We start from the raw sequence: 17,200 nt of genomic DNA, 5'->3' as shown, positions 1-17,200 counted from the left end.
CGGGCGCACGGCTCAGCGCGCCGAGAAGGTGTGCACCGTGCTGGACCGGTAGGTCTGGCCGGGGCGCAGCACCGTCGAGGGGAACTTCGGCTGGTTGGGGGAGTCCGGGAAGTGCTGGGTCTCCAGGCACATGCCGTCGCCCTGCCGGTAGGTGCGCCCCGAAGGCCCGGTGAGGGTGCCGTCCAGGAAGTTCCCGGAGTAGAACTGCACGCCCGGCTCGGTCGTGGCGATCTTCAGGGTGCGTCCCGACTCCGGGTCCCGCAGCGTCGCGAAGTGTTCGGGGTGCTTGGTGATGCCCTTGTCCAGGACCCAGTTGTGGTCGAAGCCCTTGGCGGTCACCAGCTGAGGGTGCGAGACCCGGATGTCCTCGCCGACCGTCTTCGCGCGCCGGAAGTCGAAGGGCGTGCCCGCCACCTTCGCCAGCTCGCCCGTCGGGATGAGACCGGCGTCGGTGGGCGTGAACCGGGAGGCAGCCAGGGCGAGTTCATGACCCATGATGTCGCCGCTGCCCTCGCCCGCGAGGTTGTAGTACGTGTGGTTGGTCAGGTTCACCACGGTGGCCTTGTCCGTGGTCGCCGCGTAGTCGATGCGCCAGTCACCGCGAGCGGTGAGGGTGTACGTCACCTTCACGCGCAAGGTGCCCGGATAACCCATCTCGCCGTCGACGCTCACGTACCGCAGGACAACGCCCACGCCTGTGGAGTCCACGAACGGCTCCACGTCCCACACCCGCGTGTCGAAGCCCTTGGCCCCGCCGTGCAGGCTGTTCTCGCCGTCGTTCACGGAGAGCTGGTGGGTCTTGCCGTCCAGGGTGAAGCGGCCCTTGGCGATGCGGTTGCCGTAGCGGCCGATGAGCGCGCCGAAGAAGGTGGTCCCGGCGACGTACGCCTCGATGGTGTCGTAACCGAGGGACACGTTGGTGTACCGGCCGCGGCGGTCCGGCAGTTCGAGGGACTGCACGATGCCGCCGTACGAGAGCACCTTCATGCGGGTGCCGCCGTTGGCGAGGGACCAGCGGTACACCTTGGTGCCGTCGGCCAGCTTGCCGAAGAGTTCCTTGGTGGGCGTACGGCCGGAACCCGGTGACGCGTACGAGGTGCCCGCGCCGGCGGCAGTGAGGCCCACGGCGGCGGCCGAGGCGAGGACGGTGCGTCTGCTCGTTTCCATGTGCGGCTCCAGACAGGGAGGTTGGGGAGAGGACTAGCGACCGACCTTGCGTTTGTTCCAGACGTCGAAGCCGACCGCGGCGAGCAGCACGAGCCCCTTGATGACCTGCTGGTAGTCGGTACCGATGTTCACCAGGGACATGCCGTTGTTGAGGACGCCGAGCACCAGGCCGCCGATCACGGCGCCCATCACCGTGCCGACGCCGCCGCTCATCGACGCACCGCCGATGAACGCGGCGGCGATGGCCTCGAGTTCGAAGTTCAGGCCCGCCTGCGGGGTGCCCGCGTTCAGGCGTGCCGCGTACACACAGCCCGCGAGCGCGGCAAGGACGCCCATGTTCACGAAGATCAGGAAGGTGACGCGCTTGTCCTTGACGCCGGACAGCTTCGCCGCCGCCTTGTTGCCGCCGAGCGCGTAGACGTGACGGCCGACGACCGCGTTGCGCATCACATAGCCGAGGGTGATGAGCAGACCGCACATGATGAGGAGGACCACGGGTACGCCGTGGAAGCTCGCGAGGGTCAGCGTGAAGGCGATGACGGCGGCGGAGACCGCCACCAGCTTGGTCACCCACAGGCCCGTCGGCATCACGTCGAGGTCGTAGGCCAGCTGCTGCTTGCGGCTGCGCCACTCGCGGAACAGCAGGAACGCGACCGTCACGAAGCCGAGCACCAGCGTCGGGTTGTGGTACTGGGTGTACGGGCCCATCTCGGGGATGAAGCCCTTGGCGATGTTCTGGAAGCCCTCGGGGAACGGCGAGAGCGACTGGCCCTCCAGGACGATCTGCGTGAGACCGCGGAAGAGCAGCATCCCGGCCAGGGTCACGATGAACGACGGAATGCCGACATAGGCGATGAAGAAGCCCTGCCACGCCCCCGCGACCGCGCCGATGAGGAGCGAGAGGACGAGCGCGAGCACCCAGGGCATGTCGTGCTTGACCATCATCACCGCCGACATGGCGCCGACGAAGGCGACCAGGGAGCCGACGGACAGGTCGATGTGGCCGGCGATGATGACGATCATCATGCCGATGGCCAGGATGAGGATGTAGCCGTTCTGCTGGATCAGGTTGGACACGTTGTTCGGCAGGAGCAGCGTGCCGTCGGTCCAGATCTGGAACAGGATGACGATGAAGGCCAGGGCGACGAGCATGCCGTACTGGCGCATGTTGGAGCGCACGCTCTGCAGCAGCAGAGCACCCGTGGACTCCTTGGCGGACGGCGTGGACGACGCGTCACGTGGTGGTGTGGTCGTGGTGGTCATGGCGGATGCCTCAGCTTCTGTTCTTGGTCATGTGGCGCATCAGGAGTTCCTGGGTGGCGTCCGCGCGGTCGACCTCACCGGTCAGCCGGCCCTCGGCCATCGTGTAGATCCGGTCGCACATCCCGAGCAGCTCGGACAGTTCGGAGGAGATGAACAGCACCGCCTTGCCCGAGGCCGCCAGCTTGTCGATGACGGTGTAGATCTCGTACTTCGCGCCGATGTCGATGCCGCGCGTCGGCTCGTCGAGGATCAGTACCTCGGGATCGGCGTGGATCCACTTGCTCAGGACGACCTTCTGCTGGTTGCCGCCCGAGAGCCGCCCCACCTGCTCGAAGACGGTGGGGGCCTTGATGTTCATCGACTTGCGGTAGCGCTCGGAGACGGAGCGTTCCTTGTGCTCGTCGACGAAGCCGTCCTTGCGCCGCATGCCCGAGAGCGAGGCCAGGGAGATGTTGCGGTTGATGTTGTCGATGAGGTTGAGGCCGTACTGCTTGCGGTCCTCGGTGACGTACGCGATCCCCGCGTCGACCGCGGCGGGCACGTTCTTCGTCAGGACCTGGCGCCCGCCGACGGCCACCGTGCCCGTCACGTACTGGCCGTAGGAGCGTCCGAAGACGGACATCGCGAGCTCGGTGCGGCCCGCGCCCATCAGGCCCGCGATGCCGACGATCTCGCCGCGCCGCACGGTGAGCGACACGTCGTCGACGACCTTGCGGTGGTGATCGACCGGATGCCGCACCGTCCAGCCCTCGACGGACAGGGCGAGCGATCCGGCGTCCTCGCCCTCGTAGGGCGTGCGGTCGGGGAAGCGGTGGTCGAGGTCGCGGCCGACCATGCCGCGGATGATGCGGTCCTCCGCCACCTGCGGTTCGGAGGACGGCGTCTCACGCACCGTCAGGGTCTCGATGGTCTGTCCGTCGCGCAGGATCGTCACCGAGTCGGTGATGGCCCTGATCTCGTTCAGCTTGTGCGAGATGATGATGCAGGCGATGCCCTGGTCGCGCAGCTCCAGGATGAGGTCGAGGAGCTTGGCGCTGTCCTCGTCGTTCAGGGCGGCGGTCGGCTCGTCGAGGATGAGCAGCTTCACCTCCTTCGACAGGGCCTTGGCGATCTCGACCAGCTGCTGCTTGCCCACACCGATGTCGGCGACCGGGGTCTGCGGCTTCTCGTTCAGGCCGACCCGCTTGAGCAGCGCGCTCGCCCTGCGCAGCGTGTCGTTCCAGTCGATGAAGCCGCGGGTGCTCTGTTCGTTGCCGAGGAAGATGTTCTCGGCGATGGACAGATACGGGACGAGCGCCAGCTCCTGATGGATGATCACGATGCCGTGCTTCTCGCTGGCGCGGATGTCCTTGAAGGCCATCTGCCGGCCCTCGAAGTGGATCTCGCCGTCGTAGCTGCCGTGCTCGTGGACGCCGCTGAGCACCTTCATCAGCGTCGACTTGCCCGCGCCGTTCTCGCCGCAGATCGCGTGGATCTCCCCGGGGCCCACGGTCAGGTTCACGTCGGAGAGCGCCTTGACGCCGGGGAACGTCTTGGTGATGCCGCGCATCTCCAGTACGGGCCCGCTCATGAGAGCTGCCCGGCCTTGAAGTAACCCTCGTCGACCAGGAGTTGGGTGTTGGACTTGTCGATGCTGACCGGGTCGAGGAGGAAGGACGGCACGGTCTTCTTGCCGTTGTTGTAGTCCTTGGTGTTGTTGACCTTGGGCTTCTTGTCGTTCAGGACCGCGTCACCCATGGCCACCGTCTGCTTGGCCAGCTTGCGGGTGTCCTTGAAGACCGTCTGCGTCTGCTCGCCGCGGATGATGGACTTCACCGACGCGAGCTCCGCGTCCTGCCCGGTGATGACCGGCAGGGGCTGGCTCTTGGAGCCGTAACCCGCGCTCTTCAGCGCGGAGATGATCCCGATCGAGATCCCATCGTACGGCGAGAGGACCGCGTCGACCTTCGCGGAGCCGTAGTTCTTGCTGATCAGGTCGTCCATGCGCTTCTGCGCGGTGCCGCCGTCCCAGCGCAGCGTGGTCGCCTGGTTCATCTTCGTCTGCTTGCTGCGGACGGTGAGCTGACCGCTCTTGAAGTACGGCTCAAGCACCTTCATGGCGCCGTTCCAGAAGTACTTGGTGTTGTTGTCGTCCGGCGAACCGGCGAACAGCTCGATGTTCTTCGCGTCGCCGCCCTTCTCGGGCTTGCCCAGCTTCAGCTTGTCGACGATGTACTGGGCTTCCAGGCGGCCGACGCGCTCGTTGTCGAACGACGCGTAGTAGTCGACGTTCTCCGTGCCGAGGATGAGGCGGTCGTACGAGATCACGGGGATGTTCGCGTCCGCCGCGCGCTGCAGGACCTCGGTGAGCGCGGAGCCGTCGATGGCGGCGACCACCAGGAGACTGCGCCCCTTGGTGATCATGTTCTCCAGCTGGGCGATCTGGTTCTCGACCTTGTCGTCGCCGTACTGCAGATCGGTCTTGTAGCCGGCCTTCTCGAACTGCTCGGCCATGTTGTTGCCGTCGGCTATCCACCGCTCGGAGGACTTGGTGGGCATCGCGAGACCGATGGTGCTGCCCTTGCCCTCGTCCGGCTGGTAGCGGCTGCCGCCCTTGGCCTCCTGGCCGCAGGCGGTCAGCGAGCCGAGGAGTACGACGGCGGCCACCGCGGCGGTGAGCCGCAGGCGGGATATGCGGGTTCTCATGGATCAGTCCCCTTCCGGGACGGGGAAGCGCTGGAGCTCGCCGGGCAGGCGTGAGCCGAGCGGAGACATCCCGCCGTCCGCGCCGTGCCGGGCGAGCAGGTCGAGGGCGAGACGGCCACGGCGGACCCGCTCGCGGGCGGTGTCCAGGGTGCGGTCACGCAGGTGGGCACCGTAGGGGTAGATGCCGGGGGACTTGCTCAGGCCGAACTTGAGGTAGAGCGGGGCGCCGCGCCGGATCAGCTCGGCGGCCTCGTACATCCGGATGTAACCGCCGAGGTCGTCGGGTGCCTCGACGTACAGGTCCATCGGGGCGCGGCTGGTCCGGCGGATCTCCGTGAAGTGGTCCAGGGTGAGGTCGGACGGGACGTTGAGCGAGTCGGCGCCGAGTCGCTCGTAGACCGCGTACGAGGCCGGGTTGACCGGGCCGATGAGGGCCGACACCTTGAACGTGGTGTCGACGGGCAGCACACCGGCCACCCGCAGCCGGTGCAGCGTCCACAGCACGCCCTCGTCGGCGACGAGCAGGCACTTCACGCCCAACTCGGTGGCGCGCACGGCGTCTTCGACGCATCCGGCGAGCGCGTCATGGCCGCGCGAGCGAAGGCCCGCGCCACCGGAGTCGGTGCGGGTCGCGGCACCGATGTCCCAGCTGCCGCGCGGCCCGGTGAACAGGCACAGTTCGATGTCCCGCTCGGCGCAGGCCTCCACCATCTCGGTGATCTCGACGTCGGAGAGCATCCAGATGCCGCTGCCCTGGCTGATCCGGTGGATCGGCACATCGAGCCGCGAGCTCTCCTTGAGGACGACGGCCAGCGCCTCGGGCCCCTCCACGGAGGGGATCTCGGTGCGCCAGGTGCCGCCGTCGGGGAACGTGTGCGGGGACGCGTCGGCGGGATCGACGGCGGGTACGGGGTGCCCGATGCGGGCGAGGGCGTCGACGCCGGGGCGGCGGGGTGCTGACGGGCTGGTCACGGGACTCCCATACGCGGTGAATGCTGCTGTGAACTTCGCTGTGAACGCTGCTGTGAACTCTGCTGTGTTCGGTATTTCGCACGTTGGTCGGTTCGGTGGGTACGTCTCAGGGGCGGAGCAGCACCTTTCCGGTCTTCGGGTCGTCGCCGCCGACCAGCGCCACCGCCTCGCCGAACTGCTCCAGCGGGAACTCGTGCGTGATGAGCGGCGCCGGGTCGAGCAGTCCGAGCCCGAACGCGCGCACCGCGTCCGACCAGGCCGAGGACGGCGCGCCGAAGACGCTGCGCACCTCCAGCTGACTCAGCGAGAGATGCACCGGATCGATGCCGACCGCGCCGGGCGTGAACATGCCGGTCAGCACGACCCGGCCGCCCCTGCGCGCGAGCAGACACGAGGAGGCGGCGGTGGTCGGCGCCCCCGCGGTCTCCACCACGAGGTCGAAACGGCCGTGGTACCCCTCCGCCTCGGCGGGCGTCAGGCTCTCGCTCGCCCCGAAGTCCAGGGCCTGGCGGCCGCGCTCGGCCCGCGGGTCGATCACGACGAGCTCGCCGGGCGACGCCGCGGCAAGGAGCTGCACCGCCAGCATCCCGAGGGTGCCCGCACCGACCACCGCGATCCGCTCGCCGGGCCTCGGCCGCCCCGTCCGCACCGCGCCCGCGATCACCGCGGCGGGTTCGAGCAGGGCCGCGGCGGCCAGGTCCGCGTCGGCGGGCAGGAGGTGCAACAGCCGGGCGGGTACGACGACGTGGTCGGCGAAGGCGCCGGGCTCGGTGAAGCCGGTCTCCGCGTACCCGCCGCCGCAAAGGCTCGTCTCGCCCTCGCGGCAGCGCTCGCAGGTGCCGCAGGCCCGGAACCCCTCGGCGACGGTCTTCCGTCCGACGAGCGCCGGGTCGACGCCCTCGCCGGTGGCCTCGACGGTGCCGGACCACTCGTGCCCGGGGGTCACCGGATAGCGCACGTAGGCGGGGTCCCGGTGACCGTCGTACACCTCGCGGTCGCTCATGCAGATCCCCGCCGCCGCCACCCGGACCAGGACCTCGCCGGGTCCCGGCTCGGGTCGCGCCCCGGCCGTGAGCCTGTGCGTGCCCGGCCGGTCGACGACGATCGCGCGTGAGTCGCCGCTCACGCGCCGGCCGCCTTGGGGGCGCGCTTCTCCCAGCCCTCGGCCCACAGGTCGAACCGCGCCTGCTGCTGCGGGAACTCGGCCGCCGCGTCCGTGTCGAGCTCGACGCCGAGGCCCGGTTCGTGCGACACCTCGAAGTAGCCGTCGACGACCTGGGGAGCGCCCTTGACGACCTTCTTGATCTCCGCGTCCGCGAAGTCGTTGAAGTGCTCCAGGATCTTGAAGTTGGGCGTACACGCGGCGACTTGCAGCGATGCCGCCGTCAGCACCGAGCCGCCGACGTTGTGCGGGGCGACCAGCGTGTAGTGCGTCTCCGCGGTCGCCGCCAGCTTGCGGGTCTCCAGGATGCCGCCGATGTGGCCGACGTCCGGCTGGATGATGTCGGCGGCCTGCGACTCGAAGAGCTCGCGGAACTCGATCCGGTCGTGGATGCGCTCGCCGGTGGCGATCGGCATGTCCACCTTGGCGGCGACCTTCTCCAGGGCCTTGAGGTTCTCCGGCGGCACCGGCTCCTCGAGCCAGGCCGGCTTGAACGGCGCGAGATCCCGCGCCAGGCGCACCGCCGTGGACGGGCTGAACCGGCCGTGCATCTCCAGCATCAGCTCGGCGTCCGGACCGATCGCGTCCCGCACCGCCTCGATCAGCGAGACCGCGTACGACGTCCCCGCCTGGTCGAGCTCGAAGTGCCCGGTCCCGAACGGGTCGATCTTCAGGGCGCGGTAACCGCGCTCCATCACGGCCTGAGCGGCCTTGTGGTAGGCCTCCGGAGTGCGCTCGGTGGTGTACCAGCCGTTCGCGTACGCCTTGACCTTGTCGGTGACCTTTCCGCCCAGGAGCTGCCAGACCGGCACACCGAGCGCCTTGCCCTTGATGTCCCAGCAGGCCATCTCCACACAGGCGATGCCCGACATGACGATCTCGCCGGCCCGGCCGTAGTCGCCGTACTTCATCCTGCGCACGAGGTCCTCGACCGCGAACGGATCGGACCCCACGATGTGATTGGCCGCCGCCTCGCGGAGGTAGCCGAGCAGTGCGTCGGTGTGGCCGAGCATGCGGGTCTCGCCGACGCCGGTGAGCCCTTCGTCGGTGTGGACCTGGACGTAGGTGAGATTGCGCCACGGCGTTCCCACCACGTGCGTGCTGATTCCCGTAATACGCAAGGCAGTTGCCCCTTGGTTGTTCGGTATTTCGTCACACGTTCGAAATGTTGGCGTGACCGTATTCACGCAGGCGGCAGGGTGTCAATGGGTCGCGCGAAACGGTCTTGGGCCGACCCGTGACCCGCAGGCCGTTGCGCACCGAACGTCGCTGTGTCTAGCCTGTGTTCGTCATATCGATCGTTGACCGAAGTTTCGGACGCATCTGCAAGCCTGACGTGGACGCGATTTCGGCCGCACGGGTGGGAGGCCGACCATGGGACGACTCGTTCCCGCGGTGACCAGGGCGCTGGACATACTGGAACTGTTCCTGGAGGGCGACGGGACACTGTCCGCCCCCGAGGTCACCCGCAGGCTCCGGCTGCCGCGGACCACCGTGCACGAACTGCTCACCACCCTCGCCGCACGCTCGTACCTTGTCCAGATACCGGACCAGACGGGCCGCTACCGCCTCGGCGTACGCGCCTACCAGCTCGGCAGCCGGTACGCCGAGCAGCTCGACCTCGCCGCCGAGGGCCAGCAGGTGGCCCGCGAGGTCGCCGAGACCTGCGACGAGACGGTCCACGTGGCGGTCCTGGAGGACACGGACGTCATCTACATCGCCAAGGTGGACTCCACGCACGCCGTGCGCATGGTCTCCGCCGCGGGCCGCAAGCTGCCCGCCCACTGCACGTCGGTCGGCAAGATGCTGCTCGCCTCACTGCCGCAGACGGAGCTCGAATCCCGGCTCGCGGGACGGGAGTTGGTGGCCATGACGCAGAACAGCATCACAGAGCCGGACGCGCTGCTCGCCGCGCTCGCCGACATCCGGGCGCGCGGTGTCGCGGCCGAACACCGGGAGTCGAACCCGGACGTCAGCTGCGTGGCCGCCCCGGTCCGTGACGGTGCGGGTCACGTCGTCGCGGCGCTCTCCATCTCCGTGCCGATGATCCGCTGGAGCGAGCAGCGCGAACAGGAACTGGCCGAGCTCGCCGCCAAGGGCGCGGGCGACCTCTCGGAGCGCCTGGGTCACCGCGGCGCACGCTGAGCGACCCGGCCCAGCCTACGGCCCTAGCTTCCCGACTCCAGGTCCAGGAGCCGCCGCTTGGCCTCGAGCCCGCCCGCGTACCCGGCCAGCGAGCCGTCGGCGCCGATGACCCGGTGGCAGGGGCGGACGACGAGCAGCGGGTTGCGCCCGATCGCCGTGCCCAGCGCGCGGACCGCCATGCGCGAGAGGCCGAGCTGCTCGGCGAGCTTCCCGTACGTGGTGGTCGTGCCGTACGGGAGCGTGTCGAGGGCCTGCCAGACCCGCCGCTGGAAGTCGGTGCCGACGCCGCTCGCGTACTGGATGTCGAAACGCGTCAGCGTCCCGTCGAAGTACGCGCGCAGCTGCCCGGCGATCACGGCGAAGGCCTCGTCGTCGCGCACCCACCCGTCCTGGACGACGACGCCGCCCTTCTGCCCCGGCAGGGACAGCGACGTCAGCGCGGTGCCGCCGCGCGCGGTGGCCGACTCCTCGCCGACCAGCAGCAGCTCGCCCAGCGGGCTCTCGACGGTCGTGTAGACGGCCTTGGTCATGACCTTGCTCATCAGATGCTCCCTCTTACCCCGGCGACCTGTCCCCGGTGACGTCCCCAATTCTGCGGGGTGCGGGAGCGCGCGGCTGGCGGGATTCGGACGTGGCGCTCATGAGGGTGTCAGGGTCAGACGAGTGAGGGAGTCAGGGTCAGACGGGCGCCGCTCGTGCGGTCGGACGAAGGTCCGGTCTCAAGGAGGAGCTCGCCCGGCTCCACGACGGACTCCAGGGCGCGGTCCAGCGAAAACAGGGTATCCGCCTCGACGACGAAGGCGACCTCGGCCCGTTCGCCGGGGGCCAGGTCCACGCGGGCGAAACCGCGCAGCTCACGGACGCGCGGCCAGGAGCAGGACCCCGAGAGGCGGCGCACATAGAGCTGCACGGTCTCCCGCACGGCCCGCGCGCCCGTGTTCGTGACCGCGACGGTGCAGGTGAGCGTGGGATCGGTGACCGGGGCCCGCGTGCGCGAGAGCCGGGGCTCCCCGTACTCGACGGTCGTGTACGAGAGCCCGTGGCCGAAGGCGTGCAGCGCGGTGGCGGGCTGGTCGACATAACCCCGATAACCGTGATCTTTGGCGTTGTAGAACACCGGCAGCTGCGCGGCCGAGCGCGGCACGGAGACCGGAAGCCGTCCCAGGGGCTCCGCGCGCCCGAAGAGCACGTCGGCCACCGCCCGGCCTCCCCACGGCCCCGGATACCAGGCGCAGAGCACGGCACGGGCCCGCGCGGACAGCTCCGGCACGGCATGCGGCCGCCCCTGGACGAGGACCACGACGACGGGCGTACCGGTGGCGGCCACGGCATCGAGCAGCGCCGACTGGCCACCCGGCAGCCTCAGTTCGGCAAGGTCGACCCCTTCGCCGCACGTCATGCCCACCGGGCCGCCCGAGGCGATGACGGCCGCCCCGTTGCTGTCGAAGCGCGTGCCGGCCTCCCGCGCGCTCGACCCGCCGAGCACCAGCACGGCCGTATCCGCGCCCGCGGCGAGCGCCACCGCCTCCGCGACCCCGGCGCGGTCGTCGCCGACCAGCTCACAGCCCCGCGCGTAGGTCACCTCGACCTCCGGCGGAGCCACCGCCCTGATGCCGTCGAGGACGGTGAGGCCGGTGCCGGGGCGCTGCGGCGCGGTGTAGTCGCCGAGCTGCTGGGGGAGCGAGTCGGCGTTGGGGCCGATGACGGCGATGCGGGAGGGGGCGGCCGCCAGGGGGAGGGTCGTCCCGTCATGGCTGAGGAGGACGACGGACTCCCGGGCCAGGCGCTCGCTCAACTCCTCCATGGCGTGCGCGTCCTCACGGGTCTCCGCACCGACGTAGGGCCGCTCGAAGAGGCCCAGGCGGAACTTCAGCGTCAGGACGCGGGCGACCGCAGCGTCCAGGGCGTCCTCGGAGACCAGCCCCCGCTCCACCGCCTCCGCGAGCCGCGGGAAGCAGCCGTCCCACAGGCTCAGGTCGGTGCCCGCGTCCAGAGCGAGCGCGCCCGCGGCGACCGGGTCACCGACGAGGCGCACGAGACGGTCGAGCGCGCACCCGTCGGCCATCACCAGACCGGTGTACCCCCAGCGCTCGCGCAGCAGGCCGGTGAGCAGCTCGCGGTTGGCCGCGCACGGCAGACCGTCGAACTCGTTGTACGCGGCCATCACGCCGGCCGCCCCGGCGCGTGCTCCCGCCCGCGCCGCGACCAGGTGGATCTCGTGGAGTTCGCGCGGGCCGAGCTCCGTGGCCGCGCTGTTGCGGCCACCGACCGTCGCGCCCTGCCCGGCGAAGTGCTTGAGCACGACCGCCGCCCGGTCCGGTGCGTACGAGGTGCCGCCGCCCTGCATGCCCCGCACGAGCGCCTCCGTGAAGCGCGCCGCCAGATACGGGTCCTCGCCGAAGCACTCCTCCGCGCGGCCCCAGCGCGGATCCCGGACCAGGTCGAGCGCGGAGACGAGGGCGACATGGCCGCCCCGGGCGCGGAGCTCGGCCGCCGCGCCCGCCGCCGCGGCCTCGTACAGTTCCGGGTCCCAGGTCGCGCCCACCGCGAGATTCACCGGCAGGACCGTGCCGTCCAGGGCCTGGTGCCCGTGCGGGACCTCCTCGACGAGGAGGACGGGGATGCCGAGCCGCGTGCCGGCGATGACGTGCCGCTGCACCGAGTCGGCCACCCGCGCCGCGTCCGCCGCGGTGATGCCGTCCTCGAACGTCACTCCCGACCAGGGGTCGGCGCGCTGAAGGCCGTACAGCGCGCCCATCCCGTCGAACGCGGCGACCTCGGCGCGGAAGGCGTCCGTCAGGCGGTGGCCTCCCCGAGGACCCGAGGTGCGCTCGTAGGCGTCCCAGCCGTACATGCGTTGATTGACCTGGCCCACCTTCTCGGTGAGCGTCATCCGGGAAAGCAGATCGCGCACTCGGTCGGCTACCGGGGCGTCTGCCTTCCGGTACAGCGGCCCGCTCATCGCTGTTCGAGGACGCGCACGCCGAACGGGGTGAGCCGCACCTCCTCCACCGCCTCGCCGGTGTCCAGGTCGTGCAGCGAACCGTCCACCGCGGGACGCGCCGTCAGCTCGTCGTCCGACTGGCTGACCAGCCACACGAAGCGCCGCCCGTCCTCGTGCACCAGGGCGTCCGCCGATATGTAAGGGCTGTCGACCGTGACCGGCCGCCGCACGCCAGCGAGTTGGGCCAGGGCCGCGTACAGCCGGTGTGTCTGCTCGGGGTTGACGCGGGCCGTGCGCGCGGCCATGTGCTCCAGGGGGTAGGTGGCGAGGACCGTGCGGCCCCGGCCCGTCTCGTGGACGAGGAGCGCCGGGCGGCCGTGCGCGTCCTTCGCCACGACGCGCGCCCCCGTCGGCACGACCGGCAGGTAGGCGCGGCTGTCCTCGTTGCCGGCCACCGGGAAGCGCAGGGTCTCGCCCGCTGCGATACCCCCGAACTCCTCGGTGAAGGTCATCTCGAGCACATCGTCCTCGATGGGCTCGGCCACCCCGTAGGTGAGCTGGAGCTCGACCCCGAACAGGCCGTCCAGGTCGTCGAACCACGGGCCGCGCGTCCCTGGGTGCTCACCGGAGCAGAACGACAGGTACACGGTGGCGCCCTCCCGGGCCCGTCGCTCGAGCTCGCGCCGGGTGCGGGTGGTCAACTGCCGTGTGGACGGCAGGAGATACAGCGCCGCGTCGCCGGGAAGGCCGTCCGCCTCGCGCAGGAGGCCCACCGGGAGATCGGCCCCGCGCGCGGCGACGTACCCCTGGTGCAGGGACGTGAAGATCAGCGGCCGGTCGGCAGGGCGGCTGTAGGGGTAGCCGCGCTCCAGGAACGCGGGCACGACGAGCGCCGCTTCCGCGTCCGAGCGACGGCAGCGGGCGAAGTCGACCTGCTTCAACACGGCGGAGAACGCGGCGAGTTCGTGGAGCGGTGCCTTGGGGGTGCCCGTGCTGTCCGTGATGCCGAAGTGCATCTCGAAGGGGTGGTGGTCGTACGGCGACTGGTCCCACAGGTCGTCGTAGTCGGTGTTGTTCCAGGCCATCCAGCCGGTCGCGCCGCCGAGGAGGGAGTTGTGGAGCGTCTGGCGGTAGTAGATGCCCGCGTTCTCGGCCGACACGGTGTCCGTGGAGAGGCCGAACTCCTCCAGGATCACCGGCTGTTCGGTGACACCGGCCAGCTCGCACTCGAACGCGGCGCGGTAGTGCTGACGTACGCGGTCCGTGTCGGAGCGGTAGACGTGCGGCCCCACGAAGTCGACGTACTCGGCCGTGTCCCGCAGCGAGAAGCCGTTGTCGCGGCCCGTCACCTCGATGCCCCACGCGCCGTCGCCGAGCGACACCGGCTGGGTGCCGCCCGCCGCACGCACCGCGTCACACATGAACTGGGCCCAGGCGGTGACGACATCGCTCGACGGCGGGTCGACCTGGTAGATGCGGCCGTAGCCCGGCATCTCGTTGGTGATGAGCCAGCCGGTGACGGCCGGGTGGTCCTTGAAGCGGCGCGTCATCTGCGACACGAACCACGCCTGGCGGCCGACCAGCCACACGTCCTCGTACAGGTCGCGGTCCCCGCGCCACGCCGGGTCCCAGTTCTCGCCGGACATGTGCCCGACGATGAAGGTGGGCACCGTGCCCATCCCCGACTCGGTGTGCGCGTCGAGGAAGTCACGGAAGCGGTCGCACAACTCCTCGTCGATCCGGTGCGGTTCGGGGTGGAAGTCCGGCCAGTAGAAGAACGAGCGGGTCATCGTCAGGCCGTGCTCACGCAAGCCGGAGAGTTCCTCGCGGACCGTCTTCGGGTCGTAGTTCCGCCACATCAGCGGACCACCGGTACGGGACCAGAAGTTGGCGCCGATCCAGGGCAGGACGGCGGAGTCATGGGTGAGCTGGGCGCTGTGGCGTCGCATGGTGGTACTCAGGTCTTTCCGTACGGGGGTGGAGAGGTGATCAGAAGCGGCGGTCAGTGGGCGGGGCCCGTCGACTCGCGGACGACAAGCCGTGGCCGGTCGTCGAGCGACACGGGCGGCACGTCCTCGCCGCACTGCGCGAGCAGTGCGCGCGCTGCGGCGGCGCCGACCCGCTGCACCTGCTGGTCGACGGTCGTCAGACGCGGGTGCAGCCAGCGGCCGATCGGCAGGTTGTCGTAGCCGACGACGGACAGGTCGTCCGGGACGCGCAGGCCGGCGCGTTGGGCCGCGCCGATGCCGCACACCGCCATGGAGTCGTTGGCGTACATGGCGGCGGTGGGGCGCTCCGCCATGCCGAGGATTTCCTCCGTCGCGGCGACCGCCGCCGCCTCGGAGAAGTCGGTGCTCAGTACGGCGGCGGGCTCAACTCCCTTGAGCAGCAAGGTCTCTTCGAAGACCGACCGGCGCAGCCCGGTGTGCAGCAGTTCGCCGGGCCCCGACACATAGGCGATGCGCCGGTGGCCGAGTGCCATGAGGTGGTCGACGGCCTCGTGTATGCCGGCGCCCTGGTTGCCCAGGCCCACGGTGGGCACGGGCGCGTCCGGGTGGGGCGCGCCGAGCAGCACGGCGGGCAGCCCCAGGCCGCGCAGCAGCGGCGGCCGCGGATCGTCGGCGCGGGCGTCGGTCAGGACGGCGCCGTCCACGCGGCCCTCTGCGGCCAGGCGCTCGTACAGCGCGCTCTCCTCGGCCACGTCCGTGACCAGGTGAAGGAGCAAGCCGTAGCCGCGCGGCGCCAGTTCACCCTCAAGACCGGTGATCAGCTCGCTGAAGTGCGGGTCGGCGCCGAGCACGTCGGTGGGGCGGCGCACGACGAGGGCGAGCGTGCGGGTCCGCGCGCTGCGCAGCGCCGTGGCCGTGGCGCTGGGCGACCAGCCGAGCTCGGCGGCGGCGTCCAGGATGCGGCGCCGGGTCGCCTCGGAGATGCGGCCCTTGGCGTTGAAGGCCTGCGAGACGGCGGCCGTGGAGACCCCGGCCGCCGCGGCGACCGCCTTGATCGTCGGACGCCCGCCGCTGTCCCTGCCCGACGTGATCGACCCGTTCACATCTTCACCGCCCCACTGACGAGGGCCTGCTGCATCCGCTTCTGCAGCACCGTGTAGACGGCCCATACCGGTACGAGAGTCAGTACCGTACCGGCGGTCAGCACCCCGTAATCCGTGCCCGTCAGGGACTTCAGCGTGGGCAGGGCGACCTGCACGGTGCGCTGGGACGGGTCGGGGCCGACGATGACGAGCGAGTACAGGTACTCGTTCCAGAACGTCAGGAAGTTCAGGAGCAGCACCGTCGCGATGCCGGGCAGGCACATCGGGGTGTAGACGTGCCGAAGGACCGCGAATGTCGACGCGCCGTCCATCCGTGCCGCCTCCTCCATCTCCTTGGGGATGGTCCGCATGAACTGCACCAGGATGACGACGGACAGCGGCATCGCGGTGGCGGGCAGGAAGAGCACCATGAACATGCGGGTGTGGAACAGACCGGTCGCCGCCGCGAGCAGGAACGTGGGGAAGAGCGCGGCGAACGTCGGGATGAGGAAGCCGAGGGAGAAGACCTTCTCCACGAAGGCGCCGAGCGGGCCCGTCGCACGGGCGATCGCGAACGCCGCCGGAATCGCGAGCGCCAGCGTCAGCGCGAGCGAAAAGACCGTCACCAGGGCCGAGTTGACGACCGCGAGCCCCAGGTCGGCGCTCTCGAAGGCCGTGCCGAAGTTGCCGAAGGACAGCGAGGTGGGCAGGGAGAAGGGTCTTGCGAAGATCTGCTCGTTCGTCTTGAAGGCGGAGGCGAGCAGGTAGTAGAGGGGGACGACGAGCAGTGCCGCGTACGCCCAGGCCAGGATGTGCGCGGGCAGCCAGGACTTTCCGTGCTTCAAGGTGACCGGCTCCAATCAGGGGTCTGGCGGCGTCAGTAGTTCTGGCGGAAAGCGCGGCGGATGGTGAGCAGGCCGACGAGGCCGACCAGGAAGAGGATCACGCCGACGGTCTGGCTGTAGCCGAGGTCAGCCGCGATGAACGCCTTCTGGTAGACGAGGAACGACAGCGTCGTCGACGAACTGCCGGGACCGCCCTGGGTAAGGAGCAGGACGTGCTGGGCCGACCCGAAGAACGTCCAGAGGAACTGGAGCATCGTCACCACGCCCACGTACTCGCGGATGACCGGGAAGTGCACGCGCCACATCGTCCGCCAGTGCCCGGCGCCGTCCAGCTGCGCCGCCTCACCCAGCTCCTCGGGCACACTGCCGAGCCGGGCGGCGAACAGGACGGCGGTGAAGCCGATGCCGCCCCAGACGTCGAGCACGATCAGACAGGCGAGCGCCGTCGACGGCGAGGCGAGCCAGGCGTCGGTGACCGAGCCGAGGCCCACGGACTTCAGCGCGCCGTTGACCAGGCCGTCGGGGGAGAGCGCCGCGTAGAACACCATCGCCTTGGCCGGGGTGGAGATCAGGCCGGGGATGAAGAGGAGGTAGCGCAGGACGCGGTGGCCCGGCGGCTTCTGCGCCACGTAATAGCCCAGCATGTACGCGCACACGATCATGATCGGCAGTGCGACGGCGAGCTGGACCGCCGTATTGCGCACGGCGTCCCAGAACACCGGGTCGTCGAAGACCGTACGGACGTTGTCGAACCCGGCGAACGAGACGGGCTGGAGCATGCCCGGCCAGTGCAGGGCCGCGATCACGAAGATCGCGATCATCGGGCCGACCATGAACACCAGGTACCAGACCAGGGCGGGGACGGCGAGGATCGTGCCGCTCTCTTGGCGGCGCTTGCGGACAGGTGGCTCGGAAGGTGCGGGGCGGACCTCGGTCCCGCCCGGCGTCGACATCGTTGTCGTCATCTCGGGTGACTCCCAGAAGGC

General features: G+C 70.1%; 14 protein-coding genes. 1 reads left to right on the top strand and 13 read right to left on the bottom strand.

Going from position 1 to position 17,200, the window contains the following annotated elements:
* Nucleotides 1-12: 12 nt before the first annotated feature.
* From ACZ5U5_RS04280 to ACZ5U5_RS04250, 7 genes are all read right to left on the bottom strand, one after another.
* On the bottom strand, nucleotides 13-1,167 hold the full coding sequence (locus ACZ5U5_RS04280; RefSeq protein WP_469016000.1) for an aldose epimerase family protein: 1,155 nt from the start codon (nucleotides 1,165-1,167) through the stop codon (nucleotides 13-15).
* A gap of 33 nt (nucleotides 1,168-1,200) precedes the next feature.
* On the bottom strand, nucleotides 1,201-2,430 hold the full coding sequence (mmsB, locus tag ACZ5U5_RS04275) for a multiple monosaccharide ABC transporter permease (protein ID WP_469015997.1): 1,230 nt from the start codon (nucleotides 2,428-2,430) through the stop codon (nucleotides 1,201-1,203).
* 10 nt (nucleotides 2,431-2,440) lie between these two features.
* Nucleotides 2,441-4,000, bottom strand: a complete 1,560-nt coding sequence (mmsA, locus tag ACZ5U5_RS04270; protein WP_469015994.1) for a multiple monosaccharide ABC transporter ATP-binding protein — start codon at nucleotides 3,998-4,000, stop codon at nucleotides 2,441-2,443.
* Nucleotides 3,997-5,115, bottom strand: a complete 1,119-nt coding sequence (gene chvE / locus ACZ5U5_RS04265; RefSeq protein ID WP_469015992.1) for a multiple monosaccharide ABC transporter substrate-binding protein — start codon at nucleotides 5,113-5,115, stop codon at nucleotides 3,997-3,999. The genes mmsA and chvE overlap by 4 nt, the downstream gene beginning before the upstream one ends.
* A gap of 3 nt (nucleotides 5,116-5,118) precedes the next feature.
* On the bottom strand, nucleotides 5,119-6,087 hold the full coding sequence (locus tag ACZ5U5_RS04260) for a hypothetical protein (protein WP_469015989.1): 969 nt from the start codon (nucleotides 6,085-6,087) through the stop codon (nucleotides 5,119-5,121).
* A gap of 106 nt (nucleotides 6,088-6,193) precedes the next feature.
* Entirely contained in the window at nucleotides 6,194-7,213 is a 1,020-nt protein-coding gene (locus tag ACZ5U5_RS04255; RefSeq protein ID WP_469015987.1) for a zinc-dependent alcohol dehydrogenase, read from the bottom strand.
* Nucleotides 7,210-8,370: a mandelate racemase/muconate lactonizing enzyme family protein gene (locus tag ACZ5U5_RS04250; RefSeq protein WP_469015984.1), complete on the bottom strand. Its 1,161-nt coding sequence runs from the start codon at nucleotides 8,368-8,370 to the stop codon at nucleotides 7,210-7,212. Before ACZ5U5_RS04250 ends, ACZ5U5_RS04255 begins: the two co-directional genes overlap by 4 nt.
* 253 nt (nucleotides 8,371-8,623) lie before the next feature.
* On the opposite strand from ACZ5U5_RS04250, the gene ACZ5U5_RS04245 reads away from it, so the two are divergent.
* The gene (locus ACZ5U5_RS04245) at nucleotides 8,624-9,394 is read left to right on the top strand and encodes an IclR family transcriptional regulator (protein ID WP_469015982.1); all 771 of its coding nucleotides are present in this window, start codon (nucleotides 8,624-8,626) and stop codon (nucleotides 9,392-9,394) included.
* A 23-nt stretch (nucleotides 9,395-9,417) separates the two neighbouring features.
* Here ACZ5U5_RS04245 and ACZ5U5_RS04240 read toward each other — a convergent pair whose 3' ends face one another.
* From ACZ5U5_RS04240 to ACZ5U5_RS04215, 6 genes are all read right to left on the bottom strand, one after another.
* Nucleotides 9,418-9,936 carry a methylated-DNA--[protein]-cysteine S-methyltransferase gene (locus ACZ5U5_RS04240; RefSeq protein ID WP_469015979.1) on the bottom strand — a complete coding sequence of 173 codons (519 nt, stop codon included), beginning with the start codon at nucleotides 9,934-9,936 and terminating at the stop codon, nucleotides 9,418-9,420.
* 113 nt (nucleotides 9,937-10,049) lie between these two features.
* The gene (locus ACZ5U5_RS04235) at nucleotides 10,050-12,356 is read right to left on the bottom strand and encodes a glycoside hydrolase family 3 N-terminal domain-containing protein (RefSeq protein ID WP_469015976.1); all 2,307 of its coding nucleotides are present in this window, start codon (nucleotides 12,354-12,356) and stop codon (nucleotides 10,050-10,052) included.
* Entirely contained in the window at nucleotides 12,353-14,287 is a 1,935-nt protein-coding gene (locus tag ACZ5U5_RS04230; protein ID WP_469015973.1) for a cellulase family glycosylhydrolase, read from the bottom strand. Before ACZ5U5_RS04230 ends, ACZ5U5_RS04235 begins: the two co-directional genes overlap by 4 nt.
* 53 nt (nucleotides 14,288-14,340) lie before the next feature.
* On the bottom strand, nucleotides 14,341-15,390 hold the full coding sequence (locus ACZ5U5_RS04225; RefSeq protein ID WP_469015971.1) for a LacI family DNA-binding transcriptional regulator: 1,050 nt from the start codon (nucleotides 15,388-15,390) through the stop codon (nucleotides 14,341-14,343).
* Complete coding sequence (locus ACZ5U5_RS04220; protein ID WP_469015968.1) at nucleotides 15,387-16,214, bottom strand: carbohydrate ABC transporter permease; 828 nt, start codon at nucleotides 16,212-16,214, stop codon at nucleotides 15,387-15,389. Before ACZ5U5_RS04220 ends, ACZ5U5_RS04225 begins: the two co-directional genes overlap by 4 nt.
* A gap of 32 nt (nucleotides 16,215-16,246) precedes the next feature.
* Nucleotides 16,247-17,179 (bottom strand): carbohydrate ABC transporter permease, encoded by a 933-nt coding sequence (locus ACZ5U5_RS04215; RefSeq protein ID WP_469015965.1) that lies wholly within the window; start codon nucleotides 17,177-17,179, stop codon nucleotides 16,247-16,249.
* Nucleotides 17,180-17,200: the final 21 nt, after the last annotated feature.

This window comes from Streptomyces sp. NPDC033177, from assembly GCF_055577715.1.
Note: the sequence above shows the minus strand (reverse complement) of the source record. Positions and strands in the feature narration are given on the sequence as shown.